Here is a 16902-nt window from a genome sequence, read left to right as displayed (position 1 = left end):
ATGCCGTCACGTCCCGCCCTGCCGGGCCGCTCAGCCCGCGAAGCCCAGCTCCCTCGCGATCAGCATCCGCTGCACCTCGCTGGTGCCCTCGCCGATCTCCAGGATCTTGGAGTCCCGCCACATCCTGGCCACGGGGTACTCGTTCATGAAGCCATAGCCGCCGTGGATCTGCGTGGCCTCGCGGGCGTTGTCCACCGCCACCGTCGACGAGTACAGCTTGGCGATCGCCGCCTCCTTCTTGAACGGCTCCCCGGCCACCATGCGCGAAGCCGCGTCGTACCACCCGACGCGCGCCATGTGCGCCCGCATCTCCATGTCGGCGAGCTTGAACTGGATGGCCTGGTTCGACCCGATCGGCTTGCCGAAGGCGTGCCGCTCCCTGGCGTACTTCACGGACTCGTCCACGCAGCCCTGGGCGAGCCCGGTGGCGAGCGCGGAGATCGCGACGCGGCCCTCGTCGAGGATGCGCAGGAACTGCGCGTACCCGCGGCCCTCCTCGCCCAGCAGGTTCGCAGCGGGGACGCGGACGTCGGAGAAGGACAGCTCACGGGTGTCCGACGCGCTCCACCCGACCTTGGAGTACGGCGCCGCGACCGTGAAGCCCGGCGTCCCCGACGGCACGATGATCGAGGAGATCAGCGGACGGCCGTCCGGCTTGCGCCCCGTGACGGCGGTGACCGTGACCAGGCCCGTGATGTCCGTGCCCGAGTTGGTGATGAAGCACTTCGAGCCGTTGATCACCCAGTCGTCGCCGTCGCGCACGGCCGTCGTACGGGTGCCGCCCGCGTCCGAGCCGCCGTCCGGCTCGGTGAGCCCGAAGGCGCCGAGGATCTCGCCGGAGCACAGGCGCGGCAGCCACTCGCGCTTCTGCTCCTCCGTGCCGAACAGGTGCAGCGGCATGGCGCCGAGCGAGACCCCCGCCTCCAGGGTGATCGCCACGGACGAGTCGACGCGGGCCAGCTCCTCCAGGGCGATGCCGAGGGCGAAGTAGTCGCCGCCCATCCCGCCGTACTCCTCGGGGAAGGGCAGGCCGAACAGGCCCATGCGGCCCATCTCGCGGACGATCTCGTAGGGGAACTCGTGCCGTTCGTAGAAGTCGCCGATCTTCGGGGCGACGACGTCGTGGGCGAACGCCTCGACGGTGCGGCGGAGTTCTTCGAGCTCGGGGCTCAGGCGGTGGTCCATCGTTTACTCACTGCTCCTGGTGGGTCAGGGCGCGGACGGTGCGGGACGGGCTCGGTCGGCCCAGCCGGTCGGCCATCCAGGCGCTCGTGGCGCTGAGACGGCCGAGGTCGACCCCGGTCTCGATGCCGAGTCCTTGCAGCATCCAGACGAGGTCTTCGGTGGCGAGGTTGCCGGTGGCGCTCTTCGCGTACGGGCAGCCGCCGAGGCCGCCCGCGGAGGCGTCCACCGTGCTCACGCCGTGCCGCAGGGCCGCCAGGGTGTTGGCGAGCGCCTGGCCGTACGTGTCGTGGAAGTGGACGCCGATGCGGTCCGTGGGGACCCCCGCCTCGTTCAACGCGGTGAGCAGGGCGGTGACGTGGCCCGGTGTGGCCACGCCGATGGTGTCGCCGAGGCTCAGCTCGTCGCAGCCCAGGTCGAGCAGGGCGCGGCAGACCCGGACGACCTGACCGACCTCGACCGGGCCCTCCCAGGGGTCGCCGAAGCACATCGAGAGATAGCCGCGGACGTGCATGTCCCGCTCCCTGGCGCGGGAGACCACCGGGGCGAACATCGCGAGGGCCTCGTCCACCGTGCGGTTGAGGTTGGCCTTGGCGAAGGACTCGGTGGCGCTGGCGAAGACGGCCACGCGGTCCGCGCCGAGGGCCGTGGCGCGGTCGAGGCCGCGTTCGTTCGGCACGAGGACCGGCAGGCGGACGCCCGCGGGGCCGTCCCGGAGGTCGTCCAGGAGCGGGAACAGCTGCTCGGCGTCGGCCAGTTGGGGCACCCACTTGGGGTGCACGAAGCTCGTCGCCTCGACGGTGGTCAGGCCCGCGTCGGCCAGGCGGTGGATGAACTCCGCCTTGACCTCCGTGGGGACGACCGCATTCTCGTTCTGCAGGCCGTCGCGCGCGCCGACCTCGTGGATGCGGACCCGGGCCGGCAGCCCGGCGGCCGGGACGGTCATGGGCAGTCCGGTGCCGGTCACGGCGTCTCCTCGGCGGTGTCGGGCGTCTCGTCCGGGTCCACCACGGCCAGCACCTGGTCCATGGCGACCGTCGACCCCGGGGTCACGTCCAGCTCGGTGACGGTGCCCGCGTGCGGGGCGGAGATGACGTGCTCCATCTTCATCGCCTCGACCACGAGGAGGCTCTGGCCCGCGCTCACCCGGTCACCGGTGGCCACCTTCACGACCGTGACGGTGCCCGGCATGGGGGCGGTGAGCGCGTCGGCCCCCGCGTGCGCGGCGCCCGTCAGGCTCGCCTCGACGGGGTCGTGGTCCCGCACCTGCCAGGCGTCCCCGTCCCGGCCGAGCCAGTCGCCCGCGCGCTGGAACGTGTGCCGGGTGCCGTCCACGGTGACCGAGACGCGGTCGGCCGTGACGGTGCGGGCGCCGCTGCCGAGCCGGTGCTCCACGGGGTCCTGGCCGGCCACGCGCAGCCAGTGGGTTACGGGCTTCGGGGTGCCGCCCATGCGCCAGCCGCTGGGCACCGAGAAGGGGTCCGTCCAGCCGTCCCCCGAGGGGGCGAGCGCCGCCTCGCGCACGGCGGCCGCCGCCTCGTACACCTCGACGGGCACCTCGTGCGGGACCAGTGAGTCCGCCTCGCGCTCGACGAGGCCGGTGTCGAGGTCGCCGGCGACCACCGCGGGGTGGGCGAGGAGCCTGCGCAGGAAGCCCGCGTTGGTCGGGACGCCGAGGGTGACCGTCTCCGCGAGGGCGGCGCGCAGCTTGCGCAGGGCCGTCGCGCGGTCGGGGCCGTAGGCGATGACCTTGGAGAGCATCGGGTCGTAGAGGCTGCCGACCTCGGAGCCCTCGCTCAGGCCCGAGTCGGTGCGCACGCCCTCCCCGCGCGGCTCGCGCAGGGAGAGGACCGTGCCGCCCGATGGCAGGAAGCCGCGGGCCGGGTCCTCGGCGCAGACACGGGCCTCGACGGCGTGCCCGGTGAGGGCGATGTCGTCCTGTGTGAACGGCAGCTCCTCGCCGGCCGCCACCCGCAGCTGCCACTCCACCAGGTCGAGCCCGGTGACCAGCTCGGTGACGGGGTGCTCCACCTGGAGGCGGGTGTTCATCTCCATGAAGTAGTACGAGGAGGGGTCCTTGCCCGGGACGATGAACTCCACCGTGCCCGCGCCCGCGTACCCGCAGGAGCGGGCGGCCTGGACCGCCGCCTCGCCCATCGCCGCGCGCGTGGCCTCGTCCAGGAGGACGCTGGGCGCCTCCTCGATGATCTTCTGGTGGCGGCGCTGGAGGGAGCACTCGCGCTCACCCAGGTGGATCACGTTCCCCCGGCCGTCCGCGAGGACCTGGATCTCGATGTGCCGGGGGCGGTCGATCCACCGCTCCACGAGCAGCGTGTCGTCGCCGAAGGAGGCACGGGCCTCGCGCCGGGCCGCCGCGATCTCCTCGGCGAGCAGGGCCTCGTCCCGGACCAGGCGCATGCCCTTGCCGCCGCCGCCCGCGCTCGGCTTGAGCAGTACGGGGGTGCCGATCTCGCGCGCCGCCCCGGCCAGCTCGGCGTCGGTCAGACCGCTGCCGGAGGAGCCGGGGACGACGGGCACCCCGGCGGCCTTCACCGTCTCCTTGGCGCGGATCTTGTCGCCCATCAGCTCGATGGCGGAGGCGGGCGGGCCGATGAAGGCGAGCCCCGCGTCGGCGCACGCCTGCGCGAACGCGGCGTTCTCCGCGAGGAAGCCATAGCCCGGGTGCACCGCCTGGGCGCCGGAGGTCGCAGCCGCCGCGAGGATGCGCTCGATCGACAGATAGCTCTCCGTCGCCGGTGCCGGGCCGATGCGGACGGCCGTGTCGGCCTCGCGCACATGGCGCGCGTCCGCGTCCGCGTCGCTGAAGACGGCGACCGAGCGGACGCCGAGCGTCCGCAGGGTCCGGATGACGCGGACCGCGATCTCGCCGCGGTTGGCGACGAGAACCGTGTCGAACATGTTCCCTCTCCCCGGGGTGGTGCCTCGTGGGACCGTGCTGGTCCCCGGCCGGAAGTCGCTCATCGTCCGCCCCTCACATCCGGAAGACGCCGAAGCCGGGCGCAGCGGGGTCCTTCTGGGGAAGGGGCGCTCCGGCGCACGCGGTCAGGGCGAGGCCGAGGACCTGCCGGGTCTCCAGGGGGTCGATCACGCCGTCGTCCCAGAGCCTGGCCGTGGCGTAGTACGCGCTGCCCTGCTGTTCGTACTGCGCGCGGATCGGGTCCTTGAAGGCCTCCTCGTCCTCGGCCGCCCACTGCTCGCCGCGGGCCTCCAGCTGGTCGCGCTTGACCGTGGCGAGGACGGACGCGGCCTGCTCGCCGCCCATGACGGAGATCTTGGCGTTCGGCCACATCCACAGGAAGCGGGGGCTGTAGGCCCGGCCGCACATGGAGTAGTTGCCCGCGCCGTACGAACCGCCGACCACGACCGTCAGCTTCGGCACGCGCGTGGAGGCCACGGCCGTCACCATCTTCGCGCCGTGCTTGGCGATGCCGCCCGCCTCGTAGTCCCTGCCGACCATGAAGCCCGAGATGTTCTGCAGGAAGACCAGGGGGATGCCGCGCTGGTCGCACAGCTCGATGAAGTGGGCGCCCTTCTGGGCGGACTCGGAGAACAGGATGCCGTTGTTCGCGATGATGCCGACCGGGTGGCCGTGGATGTGCGCGAAGCCCGTGACCAGCGTCGTGCCGTACTCCGCCTTGAACTCGGCGAAGCGGGAGCCGTCGACCACGCGCGCGATGACCTCGCGGACGTCATAGGGGGTGCGGGAGTCGGTCGGCACCGCGCCGTACAGTCCGAGGGGGTCGACCTTGGGCTCGTCCACGGGCCGCACCGGCCAGGGCAGCTCGCCGCGCTCGGGGAGCGTGGAGACGATGGTGCGCACGATCCGCAGGGCGTGCGCGTCGTCCTCGGCGAGGTGGTCGGTCACCCCGGAGGTGCGCGAGTGGACCTCGCCGCCGCCCAGCTCCTCGGCCGTCACGACCTCGCCGGTGGCCGCCTTCACCAGCGGTGGGCCGCCGAGGAAGATCGTGCCCTGGTCGCGCACGATGACCGCCTCGTCGCTCATCGCCGGGACGTACGCGCCGCCCGCCGTGCAGGAGCCGAGGACCGCGGCGATCTGCGGGATGCCGGCGCCCGACATCCGCGCCTGGTTGTAGAAGATCCGGCCGAAGTGCTCGCGGTCGGGGAAGACGTCGTCCTGCATGGGCAGGAACGCGCCGCCCGAGTCGACCAGATAGAGGCAGGGGAGGCGGTTCTCCAGGGCCACTTCCTGGGCGCGCAGGTGCTTCTTGACCGTCATGGGGTAATACGTGCCGCCCTTGACGGTGGCGTCATTGGCGACGATCACGCACTCGCGGCCCGAGACCCGGCCGATCCCCGCGATGACGCCGGCCGCCGGGGCGTCCCCGCCGTACAGCCCCTCGGCCGCGAGCGGTGCCAGCTCCAGGAAGGGCGAGCCGGGGTCAAGGAGGGTGTCCACGCGGTCCCTCGGCAGCAGCTTGCCGCGCGCCACGTGGCGGGCCCTTGCCCGCTCGCCGCCGCCGAGCCTGGCCGCCGCGAGCCTGGCCCGCAGTTCGTCGACGAGGGCGGTGTGCGCCGCCTCGTTCGCCCGCCATGCCTCCGACGCGGGATCAGCCGCACTCGTCAGCACTGGTGCCTGCCGCATCAGTCGAGCCCCCTTGCCCGGTTAATGAGCGTTAACGCCTTCGCCACAGGTTAACGAGCGCTAACCGGCCTGTCTAGAATCAATTCCATGGCCACGAGAACCGACGCCCCCACCCGCCGCGAGCAGATCCTCAAAGAGGCCGCCCGGCTCTTCGCCGAGCGCGGCTTCCACGGCGTCGGCGTCGACGAGATAGGCGCCGCCGTCGGCATCAGCGGCCCGGGCCTCTACCGGCACTTCGCCGGCAAGGACGCGATGCTCGCCGAGCTGCTCGTCGGCATCAGCGGGCAGCTCCTGACGGGCGGCAAGCGGTGCGTGAACGACGCGGACGGCTCGGCGGAGCGAATCCTCGACGCCCTGATCGCCGGGCACATCGACTTCGCCCTCGACGACCGCGCCCTGATCACGCTGCACGACCGCGAGCTGGACCGGCTGCGCGACAGCGACCGCAAGCTGGTCCGCCAGCTCCAGCGGCAGTACGTGGAGATCTGGGTCGACGTGGTGCGCAAGGTCTATCCGGACCTCGCGGAGAACGCGGCCAGGGTCTCCGTGCACGCCGTCTTCGGGCTGCTGAACTCCACGCCGCACCTGAGCCGCCGCGACGCGCTGCCGAGCCGTGAGGCCATGGCGGGGCTCCTGCACCGCCTGGCGCGCGGGGCGTTCGAGGCCGCCGCGGAGTGATGTGCGTCTCTGGACGCTCTGGTGACCGCCGGGTAACCTGCCTCTGAGCAAGCGCTTAGTCGTTGTCGGGCAGATGCAGGCAGAGGGAGCATTCCGTGCGCCGTACCGTTTTCAATGAGGACCACGAGGCGTTCCGGGAGACCCTGCGCGCCTTCATCGAGGCCGAGGTCGTCCCCGTCCACGACGAGTGGTTCGCCGCGGGCCAGGTGCCGCGCGAGTTCTACTACAAGCTCGCCGAGCTCGGCCTCTTCGGCATCAACGTCCCCGAGGAGTTCGGCGGCGCCGGCCTGGACACCCACAAGTTCGAGGCCATCCAGTACGAGGAGACCGCCCGCGCGGGCGTCTCCTTCGGCGGCTCCGGCGTCCACGTGCTGCTCGCGCTGCCCTACATCAAGATGCTCGCCACCGATGAGCAGAAGAAGCGCTACCTGGAGAAGTTCGTCTCCGCCGAGGAGATGTGGGCCCTGGCGATGACCGAGCCGGGCACCGGCTCCGACCTCGCGGGCATGAAGACCACCGCCAAGCTCTCCGAGGACGGCACGCACTACGTCCTCAACGGCTCCAAGACCTTCATCACCGGCGGCGTCCACGCCGACCGCGTGATCGTCTGCGCCCGCACCTCCGCGCCCACCGCCGAGGACCGCCGCTTCGGCATCTCCCTCTTCGCCGTCGACACCAAGTCCGAGGGCTACTCCATCGGCCGCAAGCTCGACAAGCTCGGCCTGAAGACCTCCGACACCGCCGAGCTGGCGTTCGTCGACGTCAAGGTCCCCGTCGAGGACCTCCTCGGCGAGGAGAACAAGGGCTTCTACTACCTCGGCAGCAACCTGCCCTCCGAGCGCTGGGGCATCGCCTACGGCGCCTACGCGCAGGCCAAGGCCGCCGTCCGGTTCGCCAAGGAGTACGTCCAGGACCGCACGGTCTTCGGCAAGACGGTCGCCTCCTTCCAGAACACCAAGTTCGAGCTTGCCGCCTGCCAGGCCGAGGTGGACGCCGCCGAGGCCGTCGTCGACCGCGCCCTGGAGGCCCTCGACGCGGGCGAGCTGACCGCCGCCGAGGCGGCCTCCGCCAAGCTGTTCACCACCGAGGTCGCCCACCGCGTCATCGACAAGTGCCTCCAGCTGCACGGCGGCTACGGCTTCATGAACGAGTACCCCATCGCCCGCCTGTACGCGGACAACCGCGTCAACCGCATCTACGGCGGCACCAGCGAGGTCATGAAGATGATCATCGCCAAGAACATGGGCCTGTAGGGGCTGCGGAAACCCACCCCGAGAGACGCCCTGTAGAACTACCTTCATGAACCAGGCACTTGACGCCCTCCTCGATCTGCTCGACCTGGAGCAGATCGAGGAGGACATCTTCCGGGGCGTGAGCCGCTCGGCGCTCGTGCCCCGCGTCTTCGGCGGCCAGGTCGCCGCACAGGCCCTGGTGGCCGCGGGACGCACGGTCCCCGCCGACCGTCCCGCCCACTCCCTGCACGCGTACTTCCTGCGCCCCGGGGACCCCGGCGCGCCCATCGTCTACACCGTCGACCGCATCCGCGACGGCCGCTCCTTCACCACGCGCCGCGTCGTCGCCGTCCAGCACGGGCAGCCGATCTTCCACCTCTCCGCGTCCTTCCAGACGTACGAGGACGGCCTGGAGCACCAGGCGGGCATGCCGGAAGCGCCGGACCCGGAGACGCTGCCCACGGCCGCCGAGATGCTGCCGCGCCACCTGCCCGCGGACGTCGCCGAGCGCCTCGTCGAGGCCCGCGCCGCCGTCGACCTGCGCTACGCCGACGTGCCGCCCTGGGGCACCGTCGGGCAGCCGCGCGAGCCGCGCTCCCAGGTGTGGTTCCGCGCCAACGGCAAGCTCGCGGACGACTCCCCGCTGCACGTCTGCCTCGCCACGTACGTCTCCGACATGACGCTGCTCGACTCCGTCCTGCTCGCGCACGGCAGGGGCGGCTGGGCGGTCGGCGACGTCGTCGGCGCCTCCCTGGACCACGCCATGTGGTTCCACCGCCCCTTCCGCGCCGACGAATGGCTCCTGTACGACCAGGAGTCGCCGTCCGCGTCCGGCGGGCGCGGCCTCGGCCAGGCGCGGATCTGGACGCGGGACGGACGGCTCGCGGTGACGGTCATCCAGGAGGGCGTGGTCCGCGTCCCGCGCTGAGCGGGCCCCACGGAGCACCCTGTTTCGCGTTCGCCGCTGATCGGACATACCGTCCGATGCATGAGCGATCAACCGGCGCGGGAGTCACAGGGCGGCGGCGAGAGCACCACCACGGTCGTCGTCGCTGCCGTCGCCAACCTCGGGATCGCGCTGGCCAAGGCCGTCGCGGGCGTCATCAGCGGATCGAGCGCCATGCTCTCCGAAGCGGCGCACTCCGTCGCCGACACCGTCACGGAGCTGATGCTGCTGGTCTCCCTGAAGGCGAGCGACAAGCCCGCCGACGAGGAGCATCCGCTCGGCTACGGAGGGGCCCGCTACATCTGGGCGCTGCTGGCCTCCGTCGCCACCTTCGTGGGCGGCGGCGTCTTCGCGATCTACGACGGCGTCCACACCCTGACGCACGGCGAGGACCCGGGCGACCCGCTCATCTCGTACATCGTGCTGGCCGTCGCCTTCATCCTTGAGGGCTACTCGCTGCGCACCGGCCTGAAGCAGGCCCGCGGTGCGGCCGACCGCCTCGGAGTACGACTCAAGAGGTACCTGCGCCACACCCCTGACACCGCGGTCAAGGCCGTCGTCATGGAGGACTCCGCGGCGCTCGCGGGCCTCCTGCTCGCCGCGGCCGGCCTGCTCGCCGGACAGCTCACCGGGTCCGGCGTCTGGGACGGCGTCGCCTCGCTCTGCATCGGCGTCCTGCTCGTGTACGTGGCCTGGGTCCTCGGCCACGCCAACTCCGAGCTGCTGATCGGACGGCCGCTGCCCCGTGAGATGCGGGCCGCGGTCCGCGCCGAGCTCCTCACCGACCCGCACGTCGTCGACGTCATCGAGCTGACCACGCTGCTCCAGGGCCCCGACGAGGCCCTGGTCGCCGCCAAGGTCGACTTCCGGGACATGGACTCGGCCGCGGACGTCGAGCGGGCCTGCGACGCCATGGCCCGCCGCGTCCGGGAGCGGTTCCCCGCGATCCGGCGGGTGTACCTGGACCCGACGCCGGGCCCGGCTCAGGAGCCGCCGTCTCAGGAGCCGCCGGAGAGCCCCGCCGCGTCGAGCAGGTAGGCCGTCATCGGGTCGTAGTGCCGGGGGCTCGTCACGTGGTCGTCCAGGGGCACCGTGACCTGCACCGTGCCCTCGGCCTCGCCGATGAAGAGCGCCGGGTCGTTGCAGTCCGCGTAGCCGACGGAGTCCAGGCCGCGCTGGCCCGCCCGGCCCGCCCAGCCGTGGTCGGCGACGACCAGGTCCGGCTGCGGGCGGCCCTCGCGCTCCAGGCCGTCCAGGATCGCGTTCATCGGCTCGGGGGAGTGCGTGTGCCACAGCGTCGCGCCGCGTTCGAGGACGGCGACGTCCGCGAACTGGAAGACCATGCCCTCGTCGGCCATGAGGCCCTCGGGGATCACGACGATCTCGCAGCCCGCCGCGCGCAGGGCGGCGGCCGTGGCGCGGTGCACGTCGAGCAGGCCGCCCGGGTGGCCGGTGGCGAACAGGACGCTCTCCTTGCCCTCGGCGGCCTTGCGCAGGCGGGCGGCCATGCGCTCCAGGGCGGCGACCGTCAGCTCCGGGTCGATGGTGTCCTGTCCGTACCGGTGCTCCGGGTCGTCGACGACGCCGCAGCGCTCGGCCATCACCGCGAGGACGTCCTGCTCGTCGGTCCAGCGGTCGCCGAGTTCCAGCCCGAGCCAGTAGTGGCGGTCGCCGTTCGCGAGCCTGCGGTAGTGGCTGAGGTTGTTGTCACGGGGGGTGGCGACGTCGCCCGCGATGCGGGTGCGGACGAGATGCTCCATGAGCGCGGCACGGCTGGGTATCGGCATGCCCCCCATTGTGCGGGACGAGTGCTCTGCGCCTGGGAGGGATTGAGGGCGTGGGGCGGCGCGGCTCACGGGTTTCCCGCAGGGGTGCCGTGGCTCGTCGCGCAGTTCCCCGCGCCCCTGGCGGGGCCCGTCAAGCGGCCCCTCACGAGTCCCTGGTCAGCGCGAACCACAGCTCCATGCGTACGTCGGGGTCGTCCAGGTCCGCCTCCAGGAGGGCGGCACAGCGGCTGATCCGCTGCCGGACCGTGTTCCTGTGCACCGCGAGGGCCACCGCCGTGCGGTCCCAGCTGCCGTGCAGGGACAGCCAGGTGCGCAGCGTCAGGAGCAGGGTCTCGTTGCCCGCGAGCGGGGCGAGCAGCACGCGCGCGTGGGCGTCGGCCTCGGCGGGCGCCACCAGGGCGGCGATGCCGTTCGCGTGGTGGCGTACGAGGGGGCGGCGAGTGGCCTCCGCGCGGCGCAGGGCGCGGGCCGCCTGGGCGTCGGCGGCGGCGAGCCCGCCGGGCGGGGCCGCGGCGGAGACGCCGAGCACCCAGCCGTCGGCGGGCGCGACCTCCCGGCCGGCGGGGACGGAGGTGTCGGCCGAGGCGGCGGGTACGAGGAGGCGCACCGCCCCTCCGGGGCCGCCCGGGTCGACGAGGGCGGTGCCGAGTGCCGCGGCGAGCGCGGACGCGGCGAGGGAGGTGGGCTGCGCGCCCTCGGCGTGCGTCACGCGCGCGTGCACCACGTGCCAGCGCTCGCCCCCGAGGAGCGGCGCGACGTCCCCGGCGGTCGCACCGAGCAGCAGCCGTACCAGGGCCGCCGAGCGGGAGCTCTCCGACGCGCCCTGGTGCTCCCCGGTGAGCAGCGAGAGCAGGACGACCGCCGCCCCCGCGATGGTGTGGTCACCGGGCTCGCGGCGCTCCGTGGCGGTGCCGAGGGCGAAGCCGCGGCCACCCCCGAGCGCGTAGGCGGCGAGGTGGACGTCCCCGGCCGTGTCGGCGGCGGACGCGGGGGCCGCGGGGGCGCCCCGCCGCACGACCCGGGTCAGCTCCCGCAGCGCCTCGTGCGCCGCGTCCGGAGCCCGCCCCGCCGCCTGGAGTTCGGCGCCGTCGGGCCCGTACAGCACGGCGAGGCCGCCCAGCCCGGCCGCGAGCCGGCGCAGGACCGCGGGGACCGGATCGGGCCGCGCCGCCGCCGTGGCGAGGCCCTGCTGCGCCTGGGCGACGCGCCGCAGCTCGGCGTGGCCGGCCTCGGCCATCAGGCTCCACACGGCGCGCGCGACGCCGCTGAACGTGGTGCGCGGCGGCACTTCCACGAGCGGGAGCCCGAGGCGTTCACAGGCGTCCACCAGGGCGTGCGGCACCGTGTCGTGGACCGGCGCCACGCCGAAGCCGAGGGCCGCGCCGCCCGCGGCGACGATGCGGGACACATAGCCGTCGAGGGAACCGTCGGGGGCCGCCTGGTCGGTGATGTGGACGCCCGCCGTCAGGAGCAGCTCGCCCCCGAGCAGATACGGGTAGGGGTCCGTCATCTCCGAGGTGTGCACCCACTGCACGGCCGTGGCCGACGCGCGCGCGTCCGGGCCCGCGATCTGCCGCAGCCCCAGGTCGTCGCGGGCCAGCAGGGCGGCGAGCGGGACGGGCGGGGTCGGGGGAGCGGCGGGGGCCGCGGGGGCGGCGTGCGCCGAGGGATCGGCCATGGTGGACGTTCCATCCGTATCGATCGTGGAAAGTGGAGGAAACGTACACTTCAGCGTTGCTTTCCGGCCACCTAGGGTCGTGCCGACCGCAGGCCGCGGGTACGGGCGGATGTCCCCGCGGCCGGTCATCACCCCCATCTGCACGACACGCCACCGAGGTGCGCGAAGGAGGCCCCCCTTATGGCCGTCGACTACACAGTGATCGTCGTCTATCTCGCCGGGATGCTGGCCATGGGCTGGTGGGGCATGCGCCGCGCCAGGTCCAAGTCCGAGTTCCTGGTCGCGGGCCGCCGCCTCGGACCGTGGATGTACTCCGGCACCATGGCCGCCATCGTCCTCGGCGGCGCCTCCACCATCGGCGGCGTCGGCCTCGGCTACCAGTACGGCCTCTCCGGCGCCTGGATGGTCTTCACCATCGGCCTGGGGCTGCTCGCGCTGAGCGTGTTCTTCTCGGCCCGCATCGCGCGGCTGAGGGTCTACACCGTCTCCGAGATGCTCGACCTGCGCTACGGAGGGCGCGCGGGCGTCATCTCCGGAGTGGTCATGTGGGCGTACACGCTGATGCTCGCGGTGACCTCGACCATCGCGTACGCCACGATCTTCGACGTCCTGTTCGACCTGAACCGCACCGTGGCGATCGTCATCGGCGGTTCGATCGTCGTCGCGTACTCCACGCTCGGCGGCATGTGGTCCATCACGCTCACCGACATGGTGCAGTTCGTGGTGAAGACCATCGGCGTGCTCCTCCTGCTGCTGCCCATCGCCGTCGTCAAGGCGGGAGGCTTCGGCGAGATGAGGGCGAAGCTGCCGACCGAGTACTTCGACCCGCTGGGCGTCGGCGGCGAGACCATCTTCACGTACGTGCTGATCTACACCTTCGGGATGCTGATCGGGCAGGACATCTGGCAGCGCGTCTTCACCGCGCGCAGCGACAGGGTCGCCCGCTACGGAGGCACCGTCGCCGGTACCTACTGCCTCGTCTACGCCATCGCGGGCGCCGTCATCGGCACGGCCGCCAAGGTGATGTACCCCAGGCTGCCGAGCGCCGACGCCGCGTTCGCGACCATCGTCAAGGACGAACTCCCCGTCGGCGTGCGCGGCCTCGTCCTCGCCGCCGCGCTCGCCGCCGTGATGTCGACGTCCTCCGGCGCCCTGATCGCCTGCGCGACCGTCGCCAACAACGACATCTGGTCGCGGCTGCGGGGCGTCGTGAGGACCGGCGCGGGCGGTGAGGCGCACGAGGGCGAGGCGCACGACGAGGTGAAGGGCAACCGCGCCTTCATCCTCGCCATGGGCGTCGCCGTGATCGTCATCGCCATCGCGCTCAACGACGTCGTCGAGGCGCTGACCGTCGCCTACAACCTGCTCGTCGGCGGCCTCCTCGTGCCGATCCTCGGCGGGCTGCTGTGGCGGCGCGGCACGGCGGCGGGCGCGCTCGCGGCCGTGGCCGCCGGCGGCCTGTCCGTCACCGGCCTCATGTGGGGCTACGGCATCCTCGCCAACGAGCCCGTCTTCTACGGTCTTCTGATCTCCCTCGCCGTGTACGTCGGCGTCTCCCTCGCCACCAGGCCCACCGACGCCGCGGTCCTCGCCGCCTGGCGCGAACGCCTGGCCGGCCGGGGCGCCGAACCGGAGGCAGCCGCTCCGGCGACCGTCTAGACCGCCCTGATCCTCGCGCGGCCCGCTGCCGGGCCCGATGCGGGCCCCGATGTCAGTGGGCCGCGCGACACTTGAAACGCAGCACTCGCACCAGCAGGAGGAAACCGCCCATGAGCAGCGCCGAGACCCCGACGACCCCCCGCGGCCCCGTCGACTCGTCCCGCATCCCCCGGTACGCGGGTCCGGCGACGTACGCGCGGCTGCCCCGCCTCGACGAGGTCGGCGGCAAGACGGACGTCGCGGTGGTCGGCGTGCCCTTCGACACCGGCGTCTCCTACCGCCCGGGCGCCCGCTTCGGCGGCAACGCGATCCGCGAGGCATCACGCCTCCTGCGTCCCTACAACCCCGCGCAGGACGCCTCGCCCTTCGCGCTGGCCCAGGTCGCCGACGCGGGCGACATAGCCGCCAACCCGTTCAACATCAACGAGGCGGTGGAGACGATCGAGGCCGCCGCCGACGACCTGCTCGGCTCCGGCGCCCGCATGATGACGCTCGGCGGCGACCACACCATCGCGCTGCCGCTGCTCCGCTCGGTCGCCAAGAAGCACGGCCCCGTCGCCCTGCTGCACTTCGACGCCCACCTGGACACCTGGGACACCTACTTCGGCGCGGAGTACACCCACGGCACGCCGTTCCGCAGGGCCGTCGAGGAGGGCATCCTCGACACCGAGGCGCTCTCCCACGTCGGCACCCGCGGCCCGCTGTACGGCAAGCAGGACCTCACCGACGACGAGAAGATGGGCTTCGGCATCGTCACCTCGGCGGACATCTACCGCCGCGGCGCCGACGAGGTCGCCGACCAGCTCCGCCAGCGCATCGGCGACCGCCCGCTGTACATCTCGATCGACATCGACTGCCTCGACCCGGCTCACGCCCCCGGCACCGGCACCCCCGAGGCCGGCGGCATGACCTCGCGCGAGCTCCTGGAGATCCTGCGCGGCCTGGCCTCCTGCAACCTCGTCTCCGCCGACGTCGTCGAGGTCGCCCCGGCCTACGACCACGCGGAGATCACCGCGGTCGCCGCCTCCCACACGGCGTACGAGCTGACGACGATCATGTCCCGCCAGATCGCCGAGGCGCGCCTGCCCCGCCAGGCGGTGAGCGAGCGGTGAGCCACGACCACGACGTAGTCCTCCGGCCCACGGCCGCCCAGACCGAGGCCGCGCTGAACCCGCCCCCGGGGCGCAACGGCGGCGACCTCGTCGTGGAGACCCTGTCCGGACTCGGCGCCACCACGGTCTTCGGCCTGCCGGGCCAGCACGCGCTCGGCATGTTCGACGCCCTGCGCCGCTCCTCGCTGTCGTACGTGGGTCTGCGCGTCGAGAACAACACGGGGTTCGCGGCGGACGCGTACGGCCGGATCACCGGCGAGGTGGCCCCGCTGCTGCTCTCCACCGGGCCCGGCGCGCTCATGTCGCTGGCCGCGCTCCAGGAGGCGGCGGCGGGCTCCTCGCCCGTGCTCGCGATCGGCAGCCAGGTCCCGGTGGCCGGTCTGGGCGGCGGACGCCACGGGTACCTCCACGAGCTGCGCGACCAGCAGGCGTCCTTCCGGGACGTCGTGAAGTCCGTCCACACGGTCCGGACGCCCTCGCAGATCCCCTCCGCCATCGCGGCGGCCTGGGAGTCGGCGCTGACGGCACCGCACGGCCCGGTCTGGGTGGAGATCCCGCAGGACGTCCTGCTCGCCCCGACCTCGCTGCCGGTGGTCACCGCCATGGACGCCACGCCCGACGAGGTCGTGCCGCGCCCCGAGCTGACCGCCGTGGCCGCCGACCTGCTGTCCCGGGCCGAGCGCCCGGCGATCATCGCGGGCGGCGGCGTGGTGCGCGCGGACGCCTCCGGCAAGCTCCTCGCCCTGGCGGAGCGGGTGAGCGCCCCCGTGGTCACGACGTTCGGCGGCAAGGGCGCCTTCCCCTGGGAGCACCCGCTGTCCCTCCAGTCCTGGCTGGAGGACCGCCACATGACGGACTTCCTGGAGGACGCGGACGTCCTGCTGGTGGTCGGCTCCGGCCTCGGCGAGCTCTCCTCGAACTACCACACGTTCAGGCCGCGCGGCCGGATCATCCAGATCGAGGCGGACGCGGGCAAGCTGGAGTCCAACCATCCGGCGCTGGGCATCCACGCGGACGCCAGGCTCGCCCTGTCCGCGCTCCTGGAGACGATCGAGGCGCCTCGCGTGGACCCGTCGGCGCCCGAGCGGGCAGCGGCGCTCCTCGCCCGGGTCCGCGAGCGGATCGCGGGGCAGGACCTCACCCTTGAGCAGGAGATCCTGGCCGCCGTCCGGGCAGCCCTGCCCGACGCGTCGCCGTCCTTCTGGGACATGACGATCCTCGCCTACTGGGCCTGGTCCGCCTTCGACGCGCGGCGCCCGAACACCATGCACTCGGCGCAGGGCGCGGGCGGCCTGGGCTACGGCTTCCCCGCCGCCCTCGGCGCGGCGGTCGCGGACCCCTCCCACCCGGTCCTCGCGGTCTCGGGCGACGGCGGCGCGATGTACTCGATCGCGGAGCTGGCCACGGCCCGGCAGTACGACCTGCCGGTGACGTGGCTGATCGTCGACGACGGGGGCTACGGCATCCTGCGGGAGTACATGTCGGACGCGTTCGGCGAGGCGACGGCGACGGAACTGACGCGGCCCGACTTCGTCGCCCTCGCGGAGTCCTTCGGGGTCCCGGGCGTCCGCACGACCCCGGAGACGCTCCGGGCCGACCTGGCGAAGGCGCTGGCCGAGCCGGGCCCGTCGGTGGTGGTACTCCCGGCGGTCCTGCGGATGTTCGAGCCGACGCACCTCTGAGGCGGTTGCGGCGGCGCGGGTTGCGGGAAAGTCCCGGCGACACGCCGAGTCTGACGGCGTATCGCCGGGACGTTGTTGCTGCGGCCGGGTGCGGCTCAGGGGGCGAGGCGTCCGGCCTTCAGCGCCGTGACGAACGAGGACCAGCCGGGCGGCTGGAAGAGCAGGGCGGGGCCGTGCGGTGCCTTGGAGTCGCGGACGGGGACGCCTCTCGGGTGGCCGTCCTGGACCTCGACGCAGCTGCCGGCTTGGTCGTTGCTGTACGTCGACTTGCGCCAGCCGGTCAGCGTGGAAGTGTTCGGGAGGGCGCCTTCAGTCATGGTCC

At 72.9% G+C, this 16902-nt stretch carries 14 protein-coding genes; 7 read left to right on the top strand and 7 right to left on the bottom strand.

Going from position 1 to position 16902, the window contains the following annotated elements; translation table 11 throughout:
* Positions 1-30 precede the first annotated feature (30 nt).
* The 4 genes from AB0I16_RS10620 to AB0I16_RS10605 all read right to left on the bottom strand — a co-directional run bounded on the left by AB0I16_RS10620 (position 31) and on the right by AB0I16_RS10605 (position 5806).
* Positions 31-1185, bottom strand: a complete 1155-nt coding sequence (locus AB0I16_RS10620; protein ID WP_363248928.1) for an acyl-CoA dehydrogenase family protein — start codon at positions 1183-1185, stop codon at positions 31-33.
* 7 nt (positions 1186-1192) lie between these two features.
* Positions 1193-2149: a hydroxymethylglutaryl-CoA lyase gene (locus tag AB0I16_RS10615; RefSeq protein WP_363248927.1), complete on the bottom strand. Its 957-nt coding sequence runs from the start codon at positions 2147-2149 to the stop codon at positions 1193-1195.
* Positions 2146-4101, bottom strand: a complete 1956-nt coding sequence (locus tag AB0I16_RS10610; protein WP_363248926.1) for an acetyl-CoA carboxylase biotin carboxylase subunit — start codon at positions 4099-4101, stop codon at positions 2146-2148. The genes AB0I16_RS10615 and AB0I16_RS10610 overlap by 4 nt, the downstream gene beginning before the upstream one ends.
* A 73-nt stretch (positions 4102-4174) precedes the next feature.
* Positions 4175-5806, bottom strand: coding sequence for a carboxyl transferase domain-containing protein (locus AB0I16_RS10605; RefSeq protein ID WP_363248925.1), 1632 nt, complete (start codon positions 5804-5806; stop codon positions 4175-4177).
* Positions 5807-5893: 87 nt separating this feature from the next.
* Between AB0I16_RS10605 and AB0I16_RS10600 the strand changes: the two genes are divergently transcribed.
* The 4 genes from AB0I16_RS10600 (at position 5894) to AB0I16_RS10585 (ending at position 9700) form a co-directional block, all read left to right on the top strand.
* The gene (locus AB0I16_RS10600; protein ID WP_363248924.1) at positions 5894-6484 is read left to right on the top strand and encodes a TetR/AcrR family transcriptional regulator; all 591 of its coding nucleotides are present in this window, start codon (positions 5894-5896) and stop codon (positions 6482-6484) included.
* Between the two features lie 95 nt (positions 6485-6579).
* Positions 6580-7737 carry an acyl-CoA dehydrogenase family protein gene (locus AB0I16_RS10595; protein ID WP_363248923.1) on the top strand — a complete coding sequence of 386 codons (1158 nt, stop codon included), beginning with the start codon at positions 6580-6582 and terminating at the stop codon, positions 7735-7737.
* A 46-nt stretch (positions 7738-7783) separates the two neighbouring features.
* Positions 7784-8644: an acyl-CoA thioesterase II gene (gene tesB, locus AB0I16_RS10590; protein WP_363248922.1), complete on the top strand. Its 861-nt coding sequence runs from the start codon at positions 7784-7786 to the stop codon at positions 8642-8644.
* A gap of 60 nt (positions 8645-8704) precedes the next feature.
* Positions 8705-9700: a cation diffusion facilitator family transporter gene (locus AB0I16_RS10585; RefSeq protein WP_363248921.1), complete on the top strand. Its 996-nt coding sequence runs from the start codon at positions 8705-8707 to the stop codon at positions 9698-9700.
* Here AB0I16_RS10585 and AB0I16_RS10580 read toward each other — a convergent pair.
* Together AB0I16_RS10580 and AB0I16_RS10575 are read right to left on the bottom strand one after the other, a co-directional pair.
* Positions 9661-10449: a phosphatase gene (locus AB0I16_RS10580; RefSeq protein ID WP_363248920.1), complete on the bottom strand. Its 789-nt coding sequence runs from the start codon at positions 10447-10449 to the stop codon at positions 9661-9663. The two genes, AB0I16_RS10585 and AB0I16_RS10580, sit on opposite strands and share 40 nt — an antisense overlap.
* A 142-nt stretch (positions 10450-10591) precedes the next feature.
* Complete coding sequence (locus AB0I16_RS10575) at positions 10592-12127, bottom strand: PucR family transcriptional regulator ligand-binding domain-containing protein (protein WP_363248919.1); 1536 nt, start codon at positions 12125-12127, stop codon at positions 10592-10594.
* Between the two features lie 180 nt (positions 12128-12307).
* On the opposite strand from AB0I16_RS10575, the gene AB0I16_RS10570 reads away from it, so the two are divergent.
* The 3 genes from AB0I16_RS10570 (at position 12308) to AB0I16_RS10560 (ending at position 16580) form a co-directional block, all read left to right on the top strand.
* Complete coding sequence (locus AB0I16_RS10570; protein WP_363248918.1) at positions 12308-13786, top strand: sodium:solute symporter; 1479 nt, start codon at positions 12308-12310, stop codon at positions 13784-13786.
* A gap of 110 nt (positions 13787-13896) precedes the next feature.
* Positions 13897-14898, top strand: coding sequence for an agmatinase (gene speB, locus AB0I16_RS10565; RefSeq protein ID WP_363248917.1), 1002 nt, complete (start codon positions 13897-13899; stop codon positions 14896-14898).
* Complete coding sequence (locus tag AB0I16_RS10560; protein WP_363248916.1) at positions 14895-16580, top strand: thiamine pyrophosphate-binding protein; 1686 nt, start codon at positions 14895-14897, stop codon at positions 16578-16580. The genes speB and AB0I16_RS10560 overlap by 4 nt, the downstream gene beginning before the upstream one ends.
* Before the next feature lie 95 nt (positions 16581-16675).
* Here AB0I16_RS10560 and AB0I16_RS10555 read toward each other — a convergent pair whose 3' ends face one another.
* Positions 16676-16897: a DUF397 domain-containing protein gene (locus AB0I16_RS10555; RefSeq protein ID WP_363248915.1), complete on the bottom strand. Its 222-nt coding sequence runs from the start codon at positions 16895-16897 to the stop codon at positions 16676-16678.
* Positions 16898-16902 lie beyond the last annotated feature (5 nt).

The sequence above is a fragment of the Streptomyces sp. NPDC050703 genome, from assembly GCF_040654435.1.
GTDB lineage: Bacteria > Actinomycetota > Actinomycetes > Streptomycetales > Streptomycetaceae > Streptomyces.
This window is presented reverse-complemented; position numbering and strand designations above follow the sequence as displayed.

What these genes read in the sequence shown, in the direction of transcription:
- AB0I16_RS10620 (WP_363248928.1), bottom strand. Translation starts at nt 1,185, where the DNA reads ATGGACCACCGCCTGAGCCCCGAGCTCGAAGAACTCCGCCGCACCGTC.
- AB0I16_RS10610 (WP_363248926.1), bottom strand. Translation starts at nt 4,101, where the DNA reads ATGTTCGACACGGTTCTCGTCGCCAACCGCGGCGAGATCGCGGTCCGC.
- AB0I16_RS10605 (WP_363248925.1), bottom strand. Translation starts at nt 5,806, where the DNA reads ATGCGGCAGGCACCAGTGCTGACGAGTGCGGCTGATCCCGCGTCGGAG.
- AB0I16_RS10600 (WP_363248924.1), top strand. Translation starts at nt 5,894, where the DNA reads ATGGCCACGAGAACCGACGCCCCCACCCGCCGCGAGCAGATCCTCAAA.
- tesB (WP_363248922.1), top strand. Translation starts at nt 7,784, where the DNA reads ATGAACCAGGCACTTGACGCCCTCCTCGATCTGCTCGACCTGGAGCAG.
- AB0I16_RS10585 (WP_363248921.1), top strand. Translation starts at nt 8,705, where the DNA reads ATGAGCGATCAACCGGCGCGGGAGTCACAGGGCGGCGGCGAGAGCACC.
- AB0I16_RS10580 (WP_363248920.1), bottom strand. Translation starts at nt 10,449, where the DNA reads ATGCCGATACCCAGCCGTGCCGCGCTCATGGAGCATCTCGTCCGCACC.
- AB0I16_RS10575 (WP_363248919.1), bottom strand. Translation starts at nt 12,127, where the DNA reads ATGGCCGATCCCTCGGCGCACGCCGCCCCCGCGGCCCCCGCCGCTCCC.
- AB0I16_RS10570 (WP_363248918.1), top strand. Translation starts at nt 12,308, where the DNA reads ATGGCCGTCGACTACACAGTGATCGTCGTCTATCTCGCCGGGATGCTG.
- speB (WP_363248917.1), top strand. Translation starts at nt 13,897, where the DNA reads ATGAGCAGCGCCGAGACCCCGACGACCCCCCGCGGCCCCGTCGACTCG.
- AB0I16_RS10555 (WP_363248915.1), bottom strand. Translation starts at nt 16,897, where the DNA reads ATGACTGAAGGCGCCCTCCCGAACACTTCCACGCTGACCGGCTGGCGC.